We start from the raw sequence: 22,971 nt of genomic DNA, 5'->3' as shown, positions 1-22,971 counted from the left end.
GCCGCTGGCGACCCTCTATCCGTGGACGGACGCTGCCGCCAGAAGTCCTGCCGTGATCCACCCGTGCAGATAGGTCGCGCCACGCACCGCCGCATTGTCGGGATCGTCATAGGTCGCGAGCATCTCGCAGAGCACGCCGAACGGAATGCCAGTGCTGGCTTCGTCCCACATCATCGCTTCCTCGGCGGGCAGCTCGCGGAACATCGGCGTGGTGTCCTGGCGCCAGACCAGGAGGCGCGACGGCTCGGCAAGCGTCTCCGCTTCAGGTGGCGTCTCGTCGTTCTTCAGCGCCATCCAGATCGCCGCTGCATTGGTCGACTGATCGAGCCGGGCCGCGCTCGGATGCGGCTGGAACACCAACCCGTTCCACAGCTCGGGCGCAAATCCCGCCATCGCCTCCAGCGCAAGCACGCTGCCTTCGCGGGCGTCGAACGCGTCATTCAACGCCTTTTCCAGTGCCGCCAGATCGGCCAGCACCGGATGCTGGCGGTAAGGTTCGGAGGACGTCAGGAAATCCGGCAATCCTTGCGAGAACCAGCGCAGGTTCGGATCCTCGGACGGCCGCGCCTTGACATAGGCGTAGCCCATGTCGTCGAACGTCTCGTCGCCGAGATAGCGATGCAGCAGCTCATGGTCGTTGCGGAGAGCCTCGACCAGCCGCGATCCATAGGCATAGCGGTAGACGCCGAACAGCGTCTCGCGCCGCTCCCGCGGGCTGTCGAGGATCTCGCCCAGGATATCGTCGTCGCCGCTCAGGATCGCGTTCTGGAAGGCGCTCTGCTGGCGGGCGAAGTCGCTCATGCCGCAGATGCGCCCGCTGGCAGAACCTGCTCCGCGATGGCGCGGGTCCGCTCGACCTCGCGCAGCAGTTCGTCGAGCGGCGGGATATTGTCGTCGCGCTCGATCATGGTCGAGACGCGGCCGAACCGCTTCAGCGCGGCGACATAGAGGTCCCAGACATCCTCGCATACCGGATGGTCGTGGGTGTCGATGATATGCGTCCCCATGTGGCTGTGGCCGGCCATGTGGAATTGCACCACGCGATCGGCCGGAATGCCGTTCAGGAAGGCCATCGGATCGTAGCCGTGGTTGAAGGCGCTGACATAGACATTGTTGATGTCGAACAACAGCCAGCAGCCGGAACGGCGCGACAGTTCCGAGAGGAATTCCCACTCCGTCATCTCGGAATTGCTGAACTGCACATAGGTCGAGACGTTCTCGAGCACGATGGCACGGCCGAGGAAATCCTGCACCAACTGCACGCGGCTGACGACGTGATCGAGCGCCTCCTTCGTGTAGGGGATCGGCAACAGATCGTGCAGGTTCTTGCCGTGGACGCCGGTCCAGCACAGATGGTCCGACAGCCATTTCGGCTGCACCCGTGTCGCAAGGTCCTTGAGGCCTTGCAGATAAGCGAAGTTCGGCGGCGCGGTGGAGGCGATCGACAGCGACACGCCGTGCATCACCACGGGATAGCGCTCGCAGATCCGGTCGAGGATGCGCAGCGGCTGGCCGCCCGGCAGCATGTAGTTCTCGCTGATCACCTCGAACCAGTCGATCGGCGGGTTGCCGTTCAGGATCTCGTCGTAATGCTGCGCGCGCAGGCCGAGGCCGAAACCGAGGAAGGACGGCTTGACCGATTGCATCGGCCGTTCCCGTTGCGGCGTCGGCGTGTCCGGCAATCGGCTTGCGACGTTCATGGCGTCCCCGCGCTGCTGACGCCGTGACTCCGGCGCCTCGCGTGCAAAACTATCATGGAAACGAGGCCCGGCCTACGCCGGGCCCCGCCTCGATCGATGCAATCAGGCCGGCTCGAACTTGCCCTTGGCGGCGGAGCATTGGTCCTTGGTCATGGACGAGAAGCCCTGACCCTTGCAGGCATTCTGGCCCTTGCAGGCGTGGTTGCCGCCCTTGCAGGCGCTCTGGCCCTTGCAGGCATTGGCGCCGATGCACTTGCCTTCGCCCGCGGCGTGGGACGGCGTCGACACGACGGCGCCGGCGAGGAACAGCGTGGCTGCGGCAGCGGCAAGTGCGGTTCCGGACTTGGTCATCTTCATGAGCGTTTCCTTGTGCACGTTGGTTGAAGAATCGTTGAAAGGTGCGTCGTCCGCCAGATGTGTTCGGCAGGGCTGCACCGAAGAGAACTGCACGATCCGCCCTCGCTATGCGACAGACGGACTCTGCTGTTCGATGAAGAAAGCCCGGTGCGTGAGCCGGGCCTTCCTCGGCGGTCGTCGATGCGATCAGCCCTTGACGAACTTGCCGCCGGTCGCGTTGCACTGCTTCTCCGAGGTCATCGAGAAGCCGGTGCCCTTGCAGGCATTCTGGCCCTTGCAGGAATTGCCGCCGCCCTTGCAGGCGCTCTGGCCCTTGCAGGCGTTGCCGGCCATGCACTTGCCCATGGCGGCGTTCGCGGTCGTCGAGCCGGTCGTGACCACGGCGCCGGCGATGAACAGGGTGGCGGCAGCGGCTGCGAGCGTCGCACCGGACTTGGAATTCAGCTTCATGACGATCTCCTCAATGGTTGTTTGAACGACGACTAATGTGACGCCGTGAGCATCCGATGATCGTTCGACCCCAGACCGCACAACGAATGGTCGGAGAGCCATCAGATCGTGCCGGGACCGGAAGGGCCTGGGACATGAGTGCTCGTCCGAATCCAGCTACGAGGCGTCAGGCGATTTGGTTACAGCGGTTCAAAAGAAAATTTTGTTCTGAGGCGGTCCGGGACCCGATCCATATCAAAAGCCGCGGCAGGCGGAGCATTTCGTTGCGCGCTGCCGATCGCTTCGCTGCATTGCACAGTTCGGATTTTAGTCAGTTTTGCGCCGCGCGCGCCGGCTTCAGCCGGGCCATTTGCGCGACGTTCGCCTTCAGTTCTTCGGCATCGAAGGCCGGGAACGAGCAGATGCGGTTGCTACAGGCAAACGCCGCGGGCTCGCCGAGATCCGGATATTCGACGTCCGGGTTGGGCAGCTTGCCCTCACGCAGGTCGAGCCATTCCAGCCGCTTGTAGCGGGCGGGCAGCGCGCGCGCGATGGCATGCAGCGCCTGCGCGCGGCCGTCATCCTTGTGTCCGACGATCGTGATGTGCGTCGGCTCGAGCGCGAGTTCGTCGTCGGCAAGCAGCACGCCGGGCAGCGGGCGCGGCATCTCGGTCGACGCGCCGCTGAGATAACGCATCGCGTGCGAGGCCTGCTCGCGCATGCGGTCATCGCCATAGTAGCGATTGAGCAGGTTTAGGAAGCGTGCCACCTGGATCTGGTCGTCGATCAGCTTGGCCGGCTTTGCGAACACACCGGTGTTTCCTTCCGACGTCTTCGAGGTGAAGAAGCCGCCGGCTTCGTCACGGAAGCTCGCGACGAAGTCGCCGGCCTTCGCCGCCGCGGTCAGCCAGTCGCGATCGCCGGTCGCGGCGTAGAGATCGAGAAAGGCCTGGCCCATCGCGACGCTGTCGCCGAGGAACGGTCCGCCGCGATCCTTGTCGCCGTGGCGGAAGCCGCCGTCCGGCAGCGCCCGGTTGGTGAGCACCCATCTGGCCGCGCGCTCGGCGACAGCAAGCGTCTTCGGATCTTTGGTGACGTCATAGAAGGCCGCGAGACCCGAGATGGCCCAGCCATTCTCACGGGCATATAGATTGGTGTCGATGCGGGGCAGGCCGAGCTTGCGGCGCTCCGCGTCAGGCAGCGCATAGTATGTGTGGCCATCGGTGTCGTGATTGAGATCGGCGTCCTGGCTGACATAGAAGGCGCCGTCCGGGCTCAGCAGGACGCCGGTCAGATAGCGCTCGATGTCGCGCGCCGCCGCGAGATATTTCGGGTCCTTCCACTGCGCATAGGCCTGGCTGTACTGCCGCAGATATTGCGACTGGAACGAGATGATCTTCTCGAAATGCGGATGGGTCCAGGAGCCGGCTTCCGAGTACTGGTACACGCCACCCCACACCGGATCGATCAGCGCGATGGCGGCGTCGAGGGTCTGCTTCGCCCGCCTGGTGGCCACGGCATCGCCGGTTTCGGCGCGGCTGATTGCCAGGTCGAGGCTGTCGGCGTCGATATATTTCTGGTTCTCGCCCCAGCCGCCGAGCTTGTCATCGTAGGAATCGTCGAAAGTCTTGGTCAGTTCGGCGCGCTGGGCCTTGCTGAGATACGCCGAGGTCGCCGGCTTGACCGCAAAGGCCTCGCCGACCGATGGCCCCGGCGACGGATCGTCGATCACGGCCTTGAGCAGCGCCTGCATCCGCTCCGGCTCGATATAGCCCCTGATCTTCGCGATCTCGGTGCCGTCAGGCGCGAACACGATGGTCGCGGGCCAGCCCCAGTCGCCATAGCGATTGGAGAGGTCCGGATTGGCATCCTGGTCGACGCGAACCGGGAGATATTTTTCCGACAGCAACTCCTGCACTTTCGGATCGGCGTAAGTGGTCTTCTCCATCACATGGCACCAATGGCACCACACCGCTTCGAGATCGAGGATGACGAAGCGCTTCTCGGCCGTGGCCCGTGCCAACAAATCGTGGCTCCAGCCGCTCCATGCGGGCGCCTCCGCCGCAAGCACCGGTGATGAAGTCAGAACGGCAAGGAGGATGGCAAGACGAACCAGTTTCATGGCGGCTCCGGCAAGCGCGAGGTCATCCGAGCTACGCGCCGGCGGGAGCCCGCGGCTCGCGCTGTCACGGAATTGTGAGCCGAACGCTCAGGTCGGCGCCTTCTGGCCGGCCGTCAGGTTGACCAGCATGCGATCCAGCGAGGCGGCGCCGGGACCGGCGATCGCAAGCCACATGAAGGCGGCGAAATAAGTCGCCTCCTCGAAGCCGAGCAGCGTCTCCAGCGAATCGACGTCGCCCCATTTGGCCGACTTGATCGCGACCACCATCACCACCGCGAGCATCGCGGCGGGAATCCGGGTGAACAGGCCGAGGATCAGCATGGCGCCGCCGAAGCATTCGACGCCGGAAACAAAGGGCGTGAGGATGTTCGGGAATGGAATGCCCCAGCCGACGAAATTCTCGGTGACCTGGGCGAGATTGGTGAGCTTGCCCCAGCCGGCCAGCATGAAGGTGTAGCCGACGACGATCCGCATGATCAGCGGTCCGGCCCAGGAAAAATGCGCGGCGATCCGCGCCGGCAGCAGAATCAGCAGGTTGACGATGGAATTCATCGGATACCCCTCCCGAATACGTCGTCCCGCGGCCGGAGCCGGCATTGACGCGCATTTGCGTCAACCGGCGCCGGTCAACAGCTACGGCCGTCTCATGGCAGGAGTTTCGCTGCGGCAGTCCGCTTGTTACGGGCAGCTAGCCGATATTTTGCAATGCCGGGAAAGTCTCCAGCAGCCAGACGCTGACGCCGGACACCGCGCCGGTCAGGAAGCCGATGCCGGTGATCACCATCAGCACGCCCATCACGCGCTCGACGCTGTCGAGATGGCGCTTCATCCGCGCGAACAGCGAGGAGAACTGCTTGACCATGACGGCCGCGAGCAGGAACGGGATGCCGAGCCCGGCGGAATAGACCGCGAGCAGGCCGGCGCCCTTGGTGACCGTGGCCTCCGCGGCGGCGATCGAGAGGATCGCGGCGAGGATCGGGCCGATGCACGGCGTCCAGCCGAACGCGAACGCCAGGCCCATGATGTAGGCGCCCCATAGCCCGATCGGCTTCGGCGCGGTCAGCCGGCCTTCGCGCATCAACAGGCCGATCCGGGTGATGCCGAGGAAGTGCAGGCCCATGATGATGATGACGATGCCGGCCAGGATCGAGAGTTCGGCCGACCAGGCCCGAACCAGTCCGCCGACAAAGGACGCGCTGGCGCCGAGCGCGATGAACACGGTGGAGAAGCCGAGCACGAACATCAGCGCCGCCGTCATCACCGCGCGCTTGGAGGACGCGGTGGCGCCGTCCTGATTGACCTGCTCGATGGTCGCGCCGGTCAAATAGATCAGATAGGGCGGCACCAGCGGCAGCACGCAGGGCGACAGGAAGCTGACTAGGCCGGCGATCAGGGCCGCCGGGATCGAGACGTCGTGCATCAATGAACCTTCGAGGTAACTGTCCTGTCTTGGCGTGTACGCGGCCAACAATCCAGAAGTTTCGTCGGCCCGGCCTTCAACTATGGTCACAGGCCCGTGTCCGGGCCGCACGCGGCGCTTCGCCTGGTGAAACAATCGCGGATATGTTCCGTAATGCTCGTGAAACCGCTGATTGGGACCCCAACGATGCGCATCGGCATCCGCAGCGCCATCTCCGCCCTCGTGCTGGCCTCGATCGTAGTCAGCGCCGTCGGCGTGCATCTGTTGTGGTGGCGCACCGCACAACGGGTCAGCCAGACGCTCGCCAACACCATCAACGACCAGATCGTCTCCGCGGTCGGCGACGAGCTGCAATCGATCACGACCGAGGCGCGGTCGTCGATGACCGCGGTACGGACGCTGCTGACCGAGCAGGTGCTCGACGGCCACGACGCCCGCAAGCGCGAGTTCGTGTTCCTGTCGCAATTGCAGGCGCAGCCGACCATCTCATGGGTTGCGTTCGGCTGGCCGGACGGCTCGTTCTTCGCCGGGCACAAGCTCGGTGAATCCGGCGTCGAGATGCTGACCATCACGCCCGACCGCAAATTGCGCGCCGATCAGTACGATTACGCCGGCAACGACATCAAGCTCAGGAACAGCACCGTCGAGGACAGCAAATTTCGCGTCACCGATCAGCCCTGGTTTCGCGAGGCGATCGCGGCCAGTGACGAGCACTGGTCGACGCTGACCACGCTTCCCCGCGGCGAACGGCTGGCCGCGATGCTGGCGACGCCGATCGACGTCGACGGCAAGCGCAGCGGCGTGCTCGCGATCATCATCGAGCTGACGCGGGTGTCGAATTTCCTGTCGCAGCTCACGGTCGGCAAATCCGCCGGCGCCTTCCTGCTCGATCGCGACGGCGGGGTGATCGCCGCGCCGGATCCGAATGCCGACGAGCTCAACGCGCTGAAGACCGACCATCCGCTGCTGCCGGTCGCGGTCGATGCGATCCGGCAGGCCGGCAGCGCCTACAATCCTGGCGAGGGCGAGGTGTATCGCTCGCAGGTGACGCGCGACGGGCTCGCCTACCAGGCCGTGCTGACGCCGATCTCGTTTCCCGGCTGGTCGCTGGTGACGGTGGTGCCGGAAGCCGAATTCCTCGGCCCGGTGCAGATGACGATCCGCAATCTCCTGATCGGGCTCGCGGCGCTGATCGTTGCCGCCGGGCTGTTGTCGGCCTGGCTGGCGCAGCGCCTGATCGCGGCGCCGCTGATCAAGGTGGTCGGCGAGATCAGGCATGTCGAGCGCTTCGACCTCGACAAGGTCGCACGGCATCCGTCGCGCCTCGCCGAGATCGAGAACCTCTCGGGTGCGATCGGCGACATGGCGCAGGGGCTTGCCGCGTTCCGCAAATACATCCCCGCCGATCTGGTGCGCCGGCTGGTCAGCGACGGCGACGGCGCGCGGCTTGGCGGTGCGGTGCGGCCGATGAGCGTGATGTTCATCGACCTCGCCGGCTTCACCGGCATGTCGGAGCGGCTGGGCGACCGCATCATCCCGTTGCTGTCGCGCTATTTCGACGTCGTCTCGGCGGCGATCCAGCAGGACGGCGGCACCATCGACAAGTTCATCGGCGACGCCGTCATGGCATTCTGGGGCGCGCCGGCGGCCAATCCCGACCACGCCGTGGACTGCTGCCGCGCCGCGCTGACCTGTCAACGCGCGGTCGCGCAGGCCGGCCTCGCCGACGACAGAGGCGATCCGATCACGATCCGCATCGGCATCAATTCCGGGGACATGCTGGTCGGCAATATCGGCTCGGAGGTGCGGCTCAACTACACCGTGATCGGCGATGCCGTGAACATCGCAAGCCGCCTCGAAGGCACCAACAAGGTCTATGGATCGACCATCATCATCGGTCCGGAGACCCGGCGCCTGGCGGGCGATCGCATCGTCGTCCGCGAGCTCGACCGGCTCGCCGTCTATGGCCGCGCCGGCGGGCTCGAGATCTACGAGCTGATCGCGATGGCCGGCGAGAGCGCGGTCGCGCGGGACTGGATCGCGTCTTACGAGGCCGGGCTCGCCGCCTGGCGCGCCGGCGATTTCGCCGCGGCGACGGCTGGCTTCGAGACGGCGCAGCACCTGCGCGGCACCGATGCGGCGTCTGCGCTGATGATCGCGCGATGCCGGCATCAGCTCGACAATCCGACCAACGAGGATTGGGACGGCACCACGGTGGCGCGGTCGAAATAGTGCGGCCGGTGTTTGCCAGTTCGCGCAAGACGGCGTTATCGTTCTGCAATCGCAGGGTCGGACGGGAGAGCAGGCATGAATGCACACGAGTTCGAACAGCAACTGAAGGCCGATGGTTTCCAGGAGATCGGCCTCGAGAAGCTTGATCCCCGGCCCGGCAAGGGACGCCACCGGCATCATTTCGAGATCCGCGGCCTCGTCATCTCCGGAACGTTCGTTGTCAGGCAGGCCGGCGAACCGGTTGCCTACCGTTCAGGACAGGTCTTCTCGGTTGCCGAGGGCGAATTGCACGACGAGTGGATCGAGGCCGACGGCGCGCACGTCGTCATCGGCCGGAAGTTTTCCAAGACCGAGTCCTGACGAACGCGGTGGTCGCGACACCGAGTGAGCTGTTTGAAATCCTGAATCGAGATCCATCCACCATGTCGTCCCGGCGCAGGCCGGGACGACGTGGTGGGCAAGACGCGTGGACTCATCACCGCTTGCGGGCAGGTCTGCTCGACGCCGTCTCAAACTCCCGGCCACGAATCCGCACCAGATCGTCGGCCGAATGCCTCAACAGCATCTCCGTCGCCTCGCACGCCGCGTCGGCATCGCCAGCCACGATCGCGTCCAGCACTGCGCGATGCTCGATCAGGGCCCGCGGCCGGTGCGAGCCGGGCGCCGCGATGGTGAAGCTCTGGCGTAGCGTGATCTCGAACATCTGCGCGATCGGCCAGAAGAACTCATTGCGGGTCGCGAAATAGATTGCTTGATGGAACGCGATGTCGGCCGTGACGAAATCCTCGTTGCTTGCGGCGGCGTCCATGCCGTCGCATCCGGCGCGGATGCGGGCGATGTCGTCGGGCCCGGCATGGATCGCCGCCAGCGCCGCCGCCGCCGGTTCGACCGCGGCGCGCAGCTGGAACAGCTTGGCCAGATAGCGATCGATCTCGGCGGTCTCGAGATGCCAGCGCAGCACGTCGGGATCGAGCTGATTCCACTGTTCGGGCGGCCGCACCCGCGTGCCGCTCTTGGGCCGCGACTCGATCAGGCCCTTGCCGGTCAGGGTGCGCATCGCCTCGCGCACCACGGTGCGGCTGACAGCCATCATCTCGCAGATCTGCATTTCCGGCGGCAGCGTCTCGCCGATGCCGATCTCGCCGCGCACGATGCTGCCGCCGACGCGGTCGGTAACCTGGCTGTGCACGCTGCGGCGCAACGCGTTGGACGTCTGGAACATCGGATGCCTCGTTGGGGTTGCAGCGGAGCCGCGCTCTTGCACAACCGCATTCGATTTGTCATACATTATGACAAAAGGCCTGCCAAGCTCGCGCCCAGCCAGTGTCGCGGCGAAAACAACGATCCGTTCCTGGGGAGGAGCACCATCATGACGTCGACGCGCGTGAGCCGCCGCCTTGTGTTGCGGTCATCGGTCATATCGGCGGCGTGGTTCGCCGCGGCGCCCGCCATCATCGGCCGCGCCGAGGCTGCGGCCATGAAGATGCGGTGCTCGTCGTCGCTGCCCAACGATCCGAAATACGCCAACGGCCGCGTCTACTACGACAACCTCGTCAAGAGCCTGAAGGCGAACGGGCTTGGCGAGCAGATCGACGTCACCTTCTTTCCCGACAACCAGCTCGGCCAGGAGATCGACGTCATCAACTCGGTGAAGCTCGGGGTGATCGACCTGATGGTCTCGGGCTCGTCGATCTCGGCCAATCTGGTGCCGCTGGTCGGCACCTTCGACCTCGGCTACCTCTTCACCAGCTATCAGCAGCAGACCAAGGCGTTCGACGCCGGCGCGGCAAAGCCGATCGAAGCCGCGCTGCTGAAGGGCGCCAACATCCACATCATCGGCTGGGCCTATAATTTCGGCGCGCGCAGCGTGCTGGCAAAGAAGCCGGTGAAGACGCCGGAAGATCTCGCAGGCTTGAAGATCCGCACGCTGCCCAATCCGATCATCACCGAATGCCTGCGCCTGATGGGCGCCGCGGCGACGCCTTTGGCGTTCGGCGAGATCTATACGGCGCTACAGGCGGGAGTGCTCGACGGTCTCGAGCACGATCCGCCGACCATCCTCGCCAGCAAGTTCTACGAGACCGCGAAACATTACGCGCTGACCCAGCACATCTTCTCGCCGCTCGCGGTCTATTTCAGCGACACCACCTTCAACCGCATGGATCCGAAGCTGCGCGAAGGCTTCCTCGACGCGGCAAACAAGGCGGCGATCGAGACCCGCGCGCACGGCCTGGCGGTGGAGAAGGAGGCGCTGGCGACCTTGGTCGAAAAGGGCGTCACGGTCGTCGAATGCGACAAGGAGGCGTTTCGCAAGCGCGTGTTGCCGCAGACCGACAATTTCATCAAGGCGCGGCCCGAGGCCAAGGCCGTGGTCGACCTGATCCGCGCCACCCAGGCCTGAGGCCGGCGCATGTCAGTCACCGCAATCGCGACAGACCGCAGCGGTGATCGGATCACGGCGCCGCTGCTCGTCGTCAGTGACGCGATCGCCGCGATCCTGCTCGCCGCCGATCTCGTCGTGGTCTGTGTCTCGGTGCTGGCCCGCTTCCTGTTCAATGCGCCGGTCGAATGGTCCGACGACGTCGCCCGCGGCCTGATGGTCGGGTCGAGCTTCTTCGGCGCGGCCAGCGCGCTGGCCCGCAGCGAGAATCTCGGCGTCGCCTTCTTCGTCGACATGCTGCCGCCGGGCGTGCGGCGGATCGTCGACGCCGTCGGTGCGCTGCTCGTCGCCATCATCGCCGCCTACGTCGCATTCAATGCCATCAAGATGGGCTGGCTGACCACCGGCCAGACCTCGGGCTCCGGGCTGCCGCTGGAGTGGACGTTCTATCCGATGGGCGTCGGCGCCGCGTTCATGACGATTTTCGCCGTCGAGACGTTCTGCGGCCGTCCGTTGCGCGACATGCTGGCCGGCATCGTTGCCACCGCCGTGATCGTCGCGCTCTATCTGGCCTGGGACGCGCTTGCGCCCTCGTCGGTGCCGTCGTCGCAGGCGCTGATGCTGGTCGGCTTCTTCCTGACGCTGTTCGGTGGATTGCCGATCGGCTTCGCGCTGGCGCTGGCGGCGCTGATCTTCATCTGGGTGGAGGGCACGCTGCCCGGCGTGATCTTCGCCCAGCAGATGGCGCGCGGCATCGACAATTTCGTGCTGCTGGCGATCCCGTTCTTCATCCTGGTCGGTTACCTGATGGAAGCCAACGGCATGTCGGTGCGGCTGATCGAACTGCTGCAACGTGCGGTCGGGCGGATGCGCGGCGGGCTCAACGTCGTGATGGTGATGTCGATGGTGCTGTTCTCCGGCATCTCGGGCTCCAAGATGGCCGACGTCGCCGCCGTCGGTTCGGTGCTGATCCCGGCCGCACGCCGCTCGCGACAGAATCCCGGCGGGGCGGTGGCGCTGCTCGCGGCCTCCGCGGTCATGGCGGAGACCATTCCGCCCTGCATCAACCTGATCATCCTCGGCTTCGTCGCCAACCTCTCGATCGGCGGCCTGTTCGTCGCCGGCATGCTGCCGGCCGCGCTGATGGCGCTGGCGCTGATCGCGGTGTCGATCATCTTCGGCAAGCGTCCCGAGCCGACCGGCGAAGCCGAGCCGCGGGCGGCGGTATCGGGTCTGTGGACTGGCGCGATCGCATCGGTCGGGCTGATCTTCATGATCTTCTTCGGCTTCAAGAGCGGCTTTGCCACCGCGACCGAGATCTCGGCCTTCGCCGCGGTCTACGCCATTGCCGTCGGCAGCCTGCTGTTCCGCGAACTCGGCGTGAAGAGTCTCGCGCATTGCTTCGTGCAATCCGCCGTGCGGTCCGGGCTGGTGCTGTTCATCGTGGCCGCGGCGCAGTCGCTCGCCTTCATCCTGACCCTGCAACAGGTGCCGCACGCGGTCGGCGAGCTCATGCTGGCGATCTCTGGCAGCCACGGCGTCTGGCTGTTCATGCTGCTGTCGATCCTGGTGCTGGTGGTGATGGGCTCGGTGCTGGAAGGCGCCGCGGCGCTGATCATCTTCGGGCCGCTGCTGCTGCCGGTCGCCGTCAAGCTCGGCATCGATCCGCTGCATTTCGGCGTCGTGCTGGTCATCGCGATGGGGCTCGGGCTGTTCGCGCCGCCGCTCGGACTTGGGCTCTATGGCGCCTGCCTGATCGGCAAGGTGCCGATCGAGCAGACCATCAAGCCGATCGCAGGCTATCTGGGCCTGCTGTTGCTGTGCCTCCTGGTGATCGCCTTCGTGCCCGCCATCAGCACCGCGCTGCCGCATGCGCTGGGCTATTAGGGAGACGATCGTGAAGGTCCTGCTCGCCCATACCCCGCAGATGCGACGCGACTATTACGGCGAGCGCAGCCTGAACGGCCTGCGCGCGGTTGCCGACGTCAGGCTGCATGAGGGCGATATTGCTCTCGACGCTGCCGCCCTGGTGACGGCGGCGGAAGACGTCGACATCATCGTCGCCGATCGCATGACCGCGGGGCCCGGCGAGATCTTCCCGCGCTTGCCGAAGCTCCGTGCCTTCGTGCGCTGCGCCGTTGACATCCGCAACATCGATGTCGCAGCGGCATCCGCCGCCGGCGTGCTGGTGACGCAGGCGAGTGCCGGCTTCATCCAGTCGGTCGCCGAACTCGCGCTCGGCTTCATGGTCGACCTGTCGCGCGGCGTCTCGCGCGCGGCTGCCGACTACCATGCGGGCCGCAGGCCCGGGGTCGTGATGGGCCGGCAACTTGCTGGCAGCAGCGTCGGCATCATCGGCTACGGCAGCATCGGCCGCGAGCTCGCGCGCATCGCCAAAGCGCTCGGCATGGACGTGCTGGTCGCCGATCCCTTCGTCACCATCGACGACGCGGCGATCGAGCATCTGCCGCTCGATGATCTGCTGGCGCGGGCGGACTACGTCGTCTGCCTTGCGATCGCCACCGAGGTGACCGAGAACCTGATCGGGCAGGCGGCGCTGGCGCGGATGCAGCGACACGCGTTCTTCATCAACCTGTCGCGCGGCAATCTCGTCGATGAGGCCGCGCTGGCCGCGGCGCTGCGCGACAATCGCATCGCTGGTGCGGCGATGGATGTCGGCCGTGCGCTTGACCAGATGCCGACGCCGGAGCTTGCGAAGCTCGACAACGTGATTGCGACGCCGCATGTCGGTGGCCTGACGCCGCAGGCGATCGAGCATCAATCGTCGGAGACCGTGCGGCAGGTCGCCACGATCGTCGCCGGCAAGCTTCCCGTCGGTGCCGTCAATGCTGCTCGCTGGACCCGGCGGCCGTAAGTCATCCACGCCGCCATCCTGATCGCGTCGACCGGCGCGCCAGCTCCACTCTGTTGCCGAAAGGTCACGAGCACCGACGATGCGACGCTTCGTCACTGCGCTGTCATGCCCAGATGATTGTTTCTCGATGTTTCCGGGGGCGGAAATTGTTTCTGAGGGGGCAGGGCCATGCGTGTCGCAAAATTATCGTCTGTGGTTGCCGTTCTGGCGGCGACATCGTCGTCGCACTCGGCCAACGCGCAGACGCAGACCGTCGCGACGCCGCTGAATGCCAATGCGATCAACCTGCTGATGCCGTTCAGCACGCTGCTTGGCACCACCACGATCTCGCAGAACCTGACCACGGCGATCTCGATCAACAACAATGCGACCGCCGCGCAGCGGGCGCAGGCGCTGATCGACAACACGATCACGACCGACAACGGCGTCGTGCTGTCCGACGGCCTCGGCACCAAGTTGAATGCGATCTGGCGGGCCAACAACAGCCAGGCGGCGAACGGCACCACGACCACGTTCTCGCCCAATCTGCTGACCCTGCTTCGCCAGATGAACGCGATCTCGCAGGACGACTCCGGCAAGGCGAAGAACTTCTTCGCGGACGGCTCGGCGAACGGCACGGTGTTCGTCAGCAACGCCAATCTAGCGCTCGGCAAGACGGCGACCTCGAACACCCCGATCGTCGGAATCTCGTTGCCCTCGAACGGCGTCTTCGACGTCTACGACAAGGCCTATGCGCCGATCGTCCAGCCGAACCGGACCGGCGATGCCCGCCCGTTCCAGGTCAATCCGGCCACCATCGCTGCTTTCAGCGGTGTGGACTACTTCGGCAATCCGACCTCGAACACGGCGATCATGGGTACCAACACCGCCAACAGCGGTTCGGGCCTGTTTGCCAACGCGTCGTTCCCGAGCGGCCACACCACCTTTGCCTACACGACGTCGCTGCTGATGGCGATGCTGGTGCCAGAGCGATACGGGCAGATGCTGACGCGGGCGTCGGAATACGGCAACAGCCGCATCGTCCTTGGCGTGCACTATCCGCTCGACATCATCGCCGGGCGTGTGCTCGCAAGCTACGACGTGGCGCAGATGCTCAATAACAACCCGGCCTATGTCAACGCCACGGTCAACGGCGTGTTCGGCATCGGCAACGTCACCACGACGAGCAACTTCCAGACCGTGTTCAACGCGGCGCGGACCGATGTGCGCAACCTGCTGCAAGCCGGCTGCGGCACCGACATTGCGACCTGCGTCGCCAGCGGAGCGCCGGACCGCTTCAGCAATCTGGCCCAGGACAAGGCCGACTACACCGCGCGGCTGACCTACGGCCTGCCGACGCTGTCGTTCACCCAGGCGCCGCGCGAGGCCGCGCCGGCCGGCGGGCCCGACGCCTCGATCCTGCTCGCGACCGTCTATGGCGGCGACTCCGCGGCGGCCAAGGCGATCACGCCTTCCGGCGGCATGCTCGGCAGCCTCTCCACCAACACCATCAACCAGATCCTGGTGAACACCGAGACCAATGCGATCGCGCCCTTCTACGGCACCGCGCTGAGCTACTGGGCGCGTCTCGACCTGGTCTCGGCCGCAACCTATTTCCAGGGTGTCACCGGCACGCTCAGCCTGGCTTCGAGCGACGTCGTCACCACCAATGTCACGGTCGCCAATGGTGGTACGTTGGGCGGCACCGGTACCGTGGCGGCGACCACGGTGCAGAGCGGCGGCGCGCTGCAAGGCGGCAGCAACGGGCAGGGTACGCTGAAGATCAACGGCAGCCTCGCGTTCCAGTCCGGCGCGCTCTACCTCGTGCAGGCGACGGCGACATCGATCGGTTCCACCAGCGTCACCGGCACCGCGACCCTGACCGGCGCCGGCGTGCAGGTTGCCTCTCCGACCAACAGCTTCAAGTTCAACCAGGTGCAGACCATCCTGACCTCCACCGGGCTGAACGGCACCACCTTCTCGTCGCTGACGCTGCCGGCCGGCATCGTCGGCTCGCTCGGCTACACCGCCAACGCCGTGACGCTGACAATGAATTCGAGCCTGGGCCAGATCAACGGCCTCAACGTCAACCAGAAATCAGTCGCAAATGCGCTCGACAGCGCCTTCAATGGCGGCGCCGCCACCGGCACGCTGAGCGCCATCTTCAACGGCAACGTTGCCCAGAACCTCCAGCAGGCGGCAGGCGAGAGCGCAACCGGCGCGCAGCAGACCACGTTCAACGCGATGAGCCAGTTCATGGGCGTGATGACCGATCCGAATCTCGACGGCCGCGGCGCGCCGGCAGTTCCGGCCGGGGCTTCGCAATATGCCGCCGACGACGGCGATGCGCTGGCCTATGCGTCGGGCGGCAAGCGGCGGTCGCAGGGGGAGCGCGACGCCTATGCCGCGATCTATCGCAAGGCGCCGCCGCTCGCCGTCTACGAACCGCGCTGGAGCGTCTGGGCGGCCGGCTTCGGCGGCTCGCAGAGCACCGACGGCAGCGCCACGCTCGGCAGCAACTCCACGACCAGCAGCATCTACGGCACAGCCGTCGGCGCCGACTATCGCATCTCGCCGAACACCCTCGCGGGCTTCGCGCTGGCCGGCGGCGGCACCACCTTCTCGGTCGCGAACGCGCTGGGCAACGGCCGTTCCGACCTGTTCCAGGCCGGCGCCTTCATCCGTCATTTCGAGGGCCCCGCCTACATCGCCGCGGCTCTCGCCTATGGCTGGCAGGACATCACCACCAACCGCACGGTCACGATCGCGGGCCTCGACCAGTTGCGCGCCAATTTCAACGCCAATGCCTGGTCGGGCCGTCTCGAGGGCGGTTATCGCTACGCGACGCCGTGGATGGGGGTCACGCCCTATGCCGCGGGCCAGTTCACCACCTTCGATCTGCCGGCCTATGCCGAGCAGGTGATTACGGGAACGAACGCTTTCGCGCAGGCCTACAACGCGAAGACCGTGACGGCGACCCGCAGCGAGCTCGGTCTGCGCACCGACAAGTCCTTCCTGGTGCAGGATGGCATCCTGACCCTGCGCGGCCGTGCCGCCTGGGCGCATGATTTCAACACCGATCGTACCGTCGCCGCCGCGTTCCAAACGCTCCCTGGCGCCTCCTTCGTCGTCAACGGTGCGAAGCCGGCCTCGGACCTTGCGCTTGTCACCGGCTCGGCCGAGATGAAATGGCGCAACGGCTTCTCGGTTGCGGCGACCTTCGAGGGTGAATTCTCCGACATCACGACGAGCTACGCTGGCAAGGGCGTCGTTCGCTACTCCTGGTGATCGCGACGCAGGCACGTCCTCAATCAGCGCGAGCAGGCATGAGGCCTCCGGCGATGAGCCGTCCGGGGGCCTTTCGCGCGTCTGCGGGATGCGCGCCATAAGGGCTGGACAAGCCCTTCGCATCCGGCTCAAACTTGCATTTACGAAACCGCGGCCGCTGAGCGCGCGGACAATGAACGAACGGACGTTCCGCATCCGAACGACGGACGCCGCAAAGAGGGAGTGTGCATCACATGGCCGTTTCACGCCGTGACGTCTTGTTGGGCAGCGCAGGCGCACTGGGCGCCGCATCATTCTCCTTCCCAGCTCCAGCCATCGCGCAATCGGAACCGATCAAGGTTGGTTGCCTCGCGGCAATCACCGGGCCGAGCTCGGCGCCGACCGTCGGTTTCAACCGCGGCGTCAACTTCGCGGTTGACGCCATCAACGGCGCCGGCGGCGTCAAGGGCCGCAAGATCGAGCTCGTGATGCGCGACACCCAGGGCGACCCGACCAAGGCCGTCAACGCCACCCAGGAGCTGATCAGCCAGGCCAAGGTCCATGCGATCTGGGGACCGCTGAATTCGGGCGAGGCGCTGGCGACGACGCCGATCATGGCGCGCGCCAAGATGCCGGATCTGCACCCCTGCGTGGTCGAGACCCTGATCGATCCGGTGAAGTACCCCAACGCGTTCCGCATCGCGCCGTCGAACAGTCAGTGGGACGATGCCGTGCGCAATTATTGCCTCAAGATCCTCAAGGTGAAGAAGGTCGCGGTGATCGGCGACACCACGGGCTATGGCGTCACCGCGGTCGGTGCCTCCGTCGCGGCGTTCAAGAAGGACGGCGCCGAGGTGGCCTATCAGGCCAATATCGACGCCACCCAGCCCGACATGACGCCGGACATGCTGCGCGCCAAGAACGCCGGTGCCGAGGCGATCGTGGTGTGGAGCGTCTCGACCGGCATGGAGGCGCGGATGTTCAACACCCGCGCCGCGATGAACTGGGACGTGCCCTTCGTCGGCCATCCCTCGATGGCGTCGGGCGAGCTCGCGAGCCTGGTCGCCAAGCCGGAGAACTGGAAGAAGGTCTATGCGATCGGCTACAAGAGTTGCAGCTACGACAGCGCCGGCAAGCTGCCGCCGAAGAGCGAGGACCTGGTTGCGCGCCTGACCAAGGCCAATGTCGCGCTGAACGATACGCTGCTGTGGTGGGTCGCCGGCGGCATCGACTGCATCGAGCTGATCGCCAAGGCGGTCGCGGAGAGCGGCTCGACCGACAGCGCCGGGATCATCAAGTACTGGAACTCGCTCTCGACCTATCCCGGCTATTTCGGCAATTACCGCTTCTCGCCGACCGAGCATAACGGCTACCTGACCGAAGAAATCGTGATGTCGGAATCGAGCACGGCGAAGAACGGCACCTTCGCGCTGGCGCCGGGGTACACGTAGAAGAGCGGGGCGCAGCCGATGCTGGCCTCGATGCTCACCTCGATTCTTGCATCCGGTCTCGCGGCGGGCGCGATCTACGCGCTGGTCGGCGTCACCTACAACACGATGTTCTCGACCTCGCGGGTGATGAGCTTCACCGCCGGCCAGCTTGCGATGCTGGGCGGGGTGTTCGGCTCGATGTTCACGCTGAAGCTCGGCCTCCCGATCGCCATCGGCTTCGTGCTGACGCTGCTCTGCTGCGCCATGATCGGGATCGTCACCGAATTCGTCGCGGTGCGGCCGGTGCTCAAGAGCCTCGACCAACACCTCTACGTGCTCTCCACCCTGGCGGTCGCGCTGATGATCCAGCAGGTCACCGCGATCAAATGGGGCACCGAGCCGCAACCGTTCCCGCGTATCGCGGGGTTCGGCGAGGGCGTGCTGGACGAGAAATTCTGGCTGCCGGTGGTGGCCTGCGCGATCACCATCATTGGCCTCGAATACCTCTACCGCCGCACCCTGGTCGGCCGCGCCTTCCTGGCCATCGCGGAAGACAATTTCGCGGCGCGGGCACTCGGCCTGCCGGAGCGCAATCTGCGCGTCGCGAGCTACGCGCTCGCCGGTGTGGTCGGCGGCATCGCCGGATTTTCCGGCGGGCAGTTGCTGCTCGCTTTCTTCGCCAACGGCGCGCTACTCAATTTCTACGGCTTCGTGCCGGTGGCGCTCGGCGGGCTCGGCAACAACAGGGGCGCGATCATCGGCGGTTTGGCGCTCGGCCTGTTCCAGCAGGCGGCGAACTTCCTGGTCGGCGGCATTTTCTCCTCGGTCGCGGTGTTTACGCTGTTCATCGTGGTGCTGCTCGCCGCGCCGCAAGGGCTGTTCGGCAGCTCGACCGCGCGGAGAGTGTGATGACGGCGGTCGCCACCACTCAGCCACAGACCGCAAGCGGCGCATGGCGCGCGACGCTGCCGCACATCCTGCCATTCGTCGGCATCTTGCTGGCTGCCGTGCTGCTGCCCTTCGTCAGCAACGATTACTGGGTGCTGATCGGCACCCGGATGGCGATCTACTGGGTGCTGGTGTCGGGGCTCAATCTGGTGGTCGGTTTTGCCGGCCATCTTGCGATCGGCTATGTCGCGCTATTGACGCTCGGCGCCTACGCGACCAGCGTGCTGGTCGCCGGCAATGTGATGCCGGCAATTCCGGTGTTTGCGGCGCTGCCGATCGCCGGCCTGATCGGCGCGGTGTTCGGCGTGATCGTCGGCTTGCCGGCCTTGCGCCTGCGCACTTTCTATTTCGCGATGTCGACGCTCGGCTTTGCGACCATCGTGACCCAGATCGCGCTGGCCTGGCAGAGCGTGACCGGCGGCGGCATCGGCATCGCCGGCCCCGAATTCCCGGCGCCGTTCAACACGCCGTGGGGATTCTACGCTCTCTGTATCGGCTTCGCGGTCGTCACCACCTGGATGAGCGCCAACGTCGCGCGCAGCCGGTTCGGCCGCGCCCTGATCGCGGTGCGTGACGCCGAGGTCGCGGCCGAGGCCAGCGGCATCTCCAAGCCGAACATGCTGATCGCGATCTTCCTGTTCGCGGGTGCGTTGGCGGCGATCGCCGGCGGCCTGTTCGCCACCTTGCAGACCTACATCACGCCAGACGCCTTCACCTTCGATCTGTCGGTGTTGTTCTTCATCGCGGTCCTGATCGGCGGTCGCGGCTCGATCCTGGGGCCGATGCTCGGCACCATCATCCTGACCATCCTGCCCGAGATCGCGGCGCCGCTCGCGGCCTGGTCGACCTTCCTCTACGCGGTGCTGCTGCTTGTGATCGTGCTGGTGATGCCGGGCGGCATTGCGGCGCTGCTCGACTTCCGCAACCGCCGTCCGCTCGCCAGCAATCGGGCCATCGTGCCGCGCCCGGCCGCGCTCGCCGACATCGTGCGCCGGCGCGATGGCGGCAAGGCGCTGCAACTGCGTGGCATCGCGCTGAGCTTCGGCAATGTGAAGGCGATCGACGGTCTCGACCTCGACGTCGCGCCGGGCCAGATCCACGGTCTGATCGGCCCGAACGGCAGCGGCAAGACCACCACGCTGAACGTGATCTCGGGCTACTACGCCGCCAAGGCCGGCACCATGACGCTCGGCGACCAAGTGTTGGCCGCGGGCCAGCCGGTCAAGCGGGCAGCCTGCGGCATCGCGCGCACCTTCCAGACCCCGCGCGTGATCGGCGAGGCTTCGGTGCTGGAGAACGTCATGATCGGCGGCTCGATCGAGGGCCGGGCGAATTTCGTCGAGGCGATGCTCGCGCTGCCGCGCAACGGCGCCGACGAACGGCTGCTCGCAGCCAAGGCGCGGGCGCTGCTCGGCGTCGTTGGCCTCGAGGCACTCGCCGATGTGCGCGCCGATCGTTTGCAGCACAGCGAGCTGCGCTTCATCGAGATCGCACGGGCATTGATGCTCGATCCGGACTTCCTGTTGCTGGATGAACCCGCTGCGGGCCTCTCCAATGACGAGATCGGGCGGCTCGCCACCTTGATCAAAGCGGTGTGCGGCCGCGGCACGGGCGTGCTGCTGGTCGAGCATCATGCCGACCTGATCTTCGACATCTGCCACCAGGTCACCGTGCTCAATCTCGGCCGTACGCTGGCGGCGGGAACGCCGGCCGAGATCCGTGTGCACAAGGAGGTGGTGAGTGCCTACCTCGGTGGCTGAACCTCTGCTCAACGTGAGCGCGCTGGAGTCCGGCTACGGCAAGATCCGGGTGCTGCACGGCATCGACATGACGATCGCCGCCGGCGAGGTGGTGGCGCTGCTCGGTCCCAACGGGGCCGGCAAGACCACGCTGCTGCGCGCGATGTCGGGACTGTTGCCCGTCACCGCCGGGCGGGTCCGGTTCGGCGGCCATGACATGACCAACACCACGCCGCGCGATACCGCGCGTGCCGGGCTCGTGCATGTGATCGAGGGCCATCGGGTGTTCACGCAGATCTCGGTCACCGACAATCTGCTGCTCGCCGGCTACGACCTGCCACGTGGCGAACGCGCCGCGCGCATCGAGGAAGCCTTGTCGTTCTTCCCCGAGATCGCCGAGAAGCGACATGAGCGCGGCGGCGCGCTGTCGGGCGGACAGCAGCAGATGTTGACGGTGGCGCAAGGGCTGGTCCGCCGGCCGCGGCTGTTGATGCTCGACGAGCCCTCGGCGGGATTGTCGCCGGTGCTGGTCGATCGGGTCCTCAATGTGATCGGCCGCCTGCGCGCGCAGGGCACGTCAGTGCTGCTGGTCGAGCAATTGCTGGAGAAGGCGCTGGCATGCGCCGACCGGGTCTACGCGCTGGTGCAGGGCGCGATCGCGCTGGAAGCGCCGACCGGAGAGGGCGACCTCGCACACCGGCTCGAGCGCGCCTATTTCGGCCATGAGAGCCACGCGCTGGGCGGCTGATGGCAAGCGCAGGCATCGACAGTTCAATTCAGGTCTGACACAAGGTGGTCATGCGGCTTCCATTCTTCTACGGCTGGGTCATCGTCGCGGTGACGTTCGTCACCATGGCGATCGGGGTCAACGCACGAACTGCGTTCTCGCTGTTCTATCCGCCGATCATCTCCGAGTTCGGCTGGGAGCGCGGTATCACGGCCGGCGCATTCTCGTTCGGCTTCGTCGCCTCGGCGATCGCCAGCCCGCTGATCGGCCGGCTGATGGATCGCCGCGGGCCGCGCGCGGTGATGGAGCTGGGCGTCCTGCTGATGGGATCGGGCCTGCTGCTGGCGCCGCTGACCACGCAACCCTGGCACCTCTATCTCACCATCGGCGTGCTGGTCGGCTCCGGCAGCGTCTGCCTCGGCTATTCCGGCCAGTCGCTGTTCGTGCCGAACTGGTTCATCCGCCGCCGTGGCCTTGCGATCGGGCTCGCCTTCGCCGGCGTCGGCATCGGCTCGGTGACGCTGCTGCCTTGGGTCCAGCACATGATCGAGCACACCGGCTGGCGCACCGCCTGCACCGCGATGGGGATCATGGTGCTGGTCGTGCTCGCGCCGATCAACCTGCTGCTGCACAAGCGGCCGGAGGACATCGGCCTACAGCCGGACGGCGATGCGGCGCCGACCGCCACGTCGGCGAAACCGGCATCGAACATCGTCGATCCCGCGTGGGCCGGCACCGACTGGACGCTGCCGCGCGCGCTGCGCACCGCGCGGTTCTGGTGGATCGCGACCGGCTATTTCTGCGGCCTGTACATCTGGTACGCGGTGCAGGTGCACCAGACCAAATTCCTGCTCGACATCGGCTTCAGCTCCAATGTCGGCGTCTGGGCGCTTGGCGTCGTCAGCCTGCTCGGGATTCCCGGCCAGATCTGGCTCGGGCATCTCTCCGATCGCATCGGCCGCGAATGGGTGTGGGCGATCTCGTGCTTCGGCTTCGTGATCTGCTTCGCCGCGCTGGCGGCGCTGAAGTACTGGCCGAGCATGGCGCTGGTCTACCTGATGGTGTTCACCCAGGGCGCGCTCGGCTATGGCCTGACATCGGTGATGGGACCGGTGGTGCTCGAGATCTTCCAGGGCAAGCATTACGGCAGCATTTTCGGCACCGTGATGCTGGCCGCGCTCGCCGGCGGTGCCGCCGGCCCCTGGATCACCGGCCAGCTCTATGACCTGTCGGGAAGCTATACCAGTGCGTTCCTGCTCGGCATTGTCGTCAGCCTGCTGTCGGCATTCGCGATCTGGCAGGCGTCGCCGCGCAAGGTCCGCGCCGTCGCCGGTCAGATGCACAAGGTCGCGAGCGCCGCCTAAAG

The 22,971-nt window shown here is 66.0% G+C and carries 19 protein-coding genes; 11 read left to right on the top strand and 8 right to left on the bottom strand.

The genetic code is table 11. The features are described 5' to 3' along the window. Positions 1-15: 15 nt before the first annotated feature. The 7 genes from CWS35_RS33370 to CWS35_RS33340 all read right to left on the bottom strand — a co-directional run bounded on the left by CWS35_RS33370 (position 16) and on the right by CWS35_RS33340 (position 6,028). Complete coding sequence (locus CWS35_RS33370; protein ID WP_100955478.1) at positions 16-801, bottom strand: DNA-binding domain-containing protein; 786 nt, start codon at positions 799-801, stop codon at positions 16-18. Further along, the gene (locus CWS35_RS33365; protein WP_024580095.1) at positions 798-1,646 is read right to left on the bottom strand and encodes a DUF692 domain-containing protein; all 849 of its coding nucleotides are present in this window, start codon (positions 1,644-1,646) and stop codon (positions 798-800) included. Before CWS35_RS33365 ends, CWS35_RS33370 begins: the two co-directional genes overlap by 4 nt. A gap of 156 nt (positions 1,647-1,802) precedes the next feature. Then, the gene (locus CWS35_RS33360; RefSeq protein ID WP_024580096.1) at positions 1,803-2,057 is read right to left on the bottom strand and encodes a hypothetical protein; all 255 of its coding nucleotides are present in this window, start codon (positions 2,055-2,057) and stop codon (positions 1,803-1,805) included. Between the two features lie 186 nt (positions 2,058-2,243). Continuing rightward, positions 2,244-2,507, bottom strand: a complete 264-nt coding sequence (locus tag CWS35_RS33355; RefSeq protein WP_029878922.1) for a hypothetical protein — start codon at positions 2,505-2,507, stop codon at positions 2,244-2,246. Between the two features lie 310 nt (positions 2,508-2,817). After that, entirely contained in the window at positions 2,818-4,608 is a 1,791-nt protein-coding gene (locus CWS35_RS33350) for a thioredoxin domain-containing protein (protein ID WP_100955477.1), read from the bottom strand. A gap of 87 nt (positions 4,609-4,695) precedes the next feature. Continuing rightward, positions 4,696-5,160, bottom strand: coding sequence for a DoxX family protein (locus tag CWS35_RS33345; protein WP_024580099.1), 465 nt, complete (start codon positions 5,158-5,160; stop codon positions 4,696-4,698). Between the two features lie 136 nt (positions 5,161-5,296). Further along, a complete protein-coding gene (locus CWS35_RS33340; protein ID WP_029878923.1) occupies positions 5,297-6,028 on the bottom strand; it encodes a cytochrome c biogenesis CcdA family protein in 732 nt (243 codons plus the stop codon). Between the two features lie 186 nt (positions 6,029-6,214). Here CWS35_RS33340 and CWS35_RS33335 point away from each other — a divergent pair, with 186 nt between their 5' ends. Both CWS35_RS33335 and CWS35_RS33330 read left to right on the top strand, forming a co-directional pair. Continuing rightward, positions 6,215-8,260 (top strand): adenylate/guanylate cyclase domain-containing protein, encoded by a 2,046-nt coding sequence (locus CWS35_RS33335; protein WP_245438771.1) that lies wholly within the window; start codon positions 6,215-6,217, stop codon positions 8,258-8,260. Between the two features lie 75 nt (positions 8,261-8,335). Further along, positions 8,336-8,620, top strand: a complete 285-nt coding sequence (locus tag CWS35_RS33330; RefSeq protein ID WP_100955475.1) for a hypothetical protein — start codon at positions 8,336-8,338, stop codon at positions 8,618-8,620. Between the two features lie 115 nt (positions 8,621-8,735). Here the strand turns inward: CWS35_RS33330 and CWS35_RS33325 are convergent, their stop codons facing one another. Continuing rightward, positions 8,736-9,482: a FadR/GntR family transcriptional regulator gene (locus CWS35_RS33325; RefSeq protein WP_245438769.1), complete on the bottom strand. Its 747-nt coding sequence runs from the start codon at positions 9,480-9,482 to the stop codon at positions 8,736-8,738. A 147-nt stretch (positions 9,483-9,629) separates the two neighbouring features. On the opposite strand from CWS35_RS33325, the gene CWS35_RS33320 reads away from it, so the two are divergent. The 9 genes from CWS35_RS33320 (at position 9,630) to CWS35_RS33280 (ending at position 22,969) form a co-directional block, all read left to right on the top strand. Further along, the gene (locus CWS35_RS33320; protein ID WP_100955473.1) at positions 9,630-10,661 is read left to right on the top strand and encodes a TRAP transporter substrate-binding protein; all 1,032 of its coding nucleotides are present in this window, start codon (positions 9,630-9,632) and stop codon (positions 10,659-10,661) included. A gap of 9 nt (positions 10,662-10,670) precedes the next feature. Further along, on the top strand, positions 10,671-12,527 hold the full coding sequence (locus CWS35_RS33315) for a TRAP transporter large permease subunit (protein WP_024580104.1): 1,857 nt from the start codon (positions 10,671-10,673) through the stop codon (positions 12,525-12,527). 10 nt (positions 12,528-12,537) lie between these two features. Continuing rightward, positions 12,538-13,515, top strand: a complete 978-nt coding sequence (locus tag CWS35_RS33310) for a hydroxyacid dehydrogenase (protein ID WP_100956879.1) — start codon at positions 12,538-12,540, stop codon at positions 13,513-13,515. 168 nt (positions 13,516-13,683) lie between these two features. Further along, entirely contained in the window at positions 13,684-16,782 is a 3,099-nt protein-coding gene (locus tag CWS35_RS33305) for an autotransporter domain-containing protein (RefSeq protein WP_100955472.1), read from the top strand. Positions 16,783-17,015: 233 nt separating this feature from the next. After that, entirely contained in the window at positions 17,016-18,212 is a 1,197-nt protein-coding gene (locus tag CWS35_RS33300; protein ID WP_245438767.1) for an ABC transporter substrate-binding protein, read from the top strand. Between the two features lie 18 nt (positions 18,213-18,230). After that, positions 18,231-19,100 carry a branched-chain amino acid ABC transporter permease gene (locus tag CWS35_RS33295; RefSeq protein ID WP_100955471.1) on the top strand — a complete coding sequence of 290 codons (870 nt, stop codon included), beginning with the start codon at positions 18,231-18,233 and terminating at the stop codon, positions 19,098-19,100. Next, positions 19,100-20,899, top strand: a complete 1,800-nt coding sequence (locus CWS35_RS33290) for an ATP-binding cassette domain-containing protein (protein WP_100955470.1) — start codon at positions 19,100-19,102, stop codon at positions 20,897-20,899. The genes CWS35_RS33295 and CWS35_RS33290 overlap by 1 nt, the downstream gene beginning before the upstream one ends. Continuing rightward, positions 20,892-21,626 (top strand): ABC transporter ATP-binding protein, encoded by a 735-nt coding sequence (locus tag CWS35_RS33285; RefSeq protein WP_029878927.1) that lies wholly within the window; start codon positions 20,892-20,894, stop codon positions 21,624-21,626. Before CWS35_RS33290 ends, CWS35_RS33285 begins: the two co-directional genes overlap by 8 nt. 50 nt (positions 21,627-21,676) lie before the next feature. Next, positions 21,677-22,969, top strand: coding sequence for an MFS transporter (locus CWS35_RS33280; RefSeq protein WP_100955469.1), 1,293 nt, complete (start codon positions 21,677-21,679; stop codon positions 22,967-22,969). Positions 22,970-22,971 lie beyond the last annotated feature (2 nt).

The sequence above is a fragment of the Bradyrhizobium sp. SK17 genome, assembly GCF_002831585.1.
Taxonomy (GTDB): Bacteria; Pseudomonadota; Alphaproteobacteria; order Rhizobiales; family Xanthobacteraceae; genus Bradyrhizobium.
Note: the sequence above shows the minus strand (reverse complement) of the source record. Positions and strands in the feature narration are given on the sequence as shown.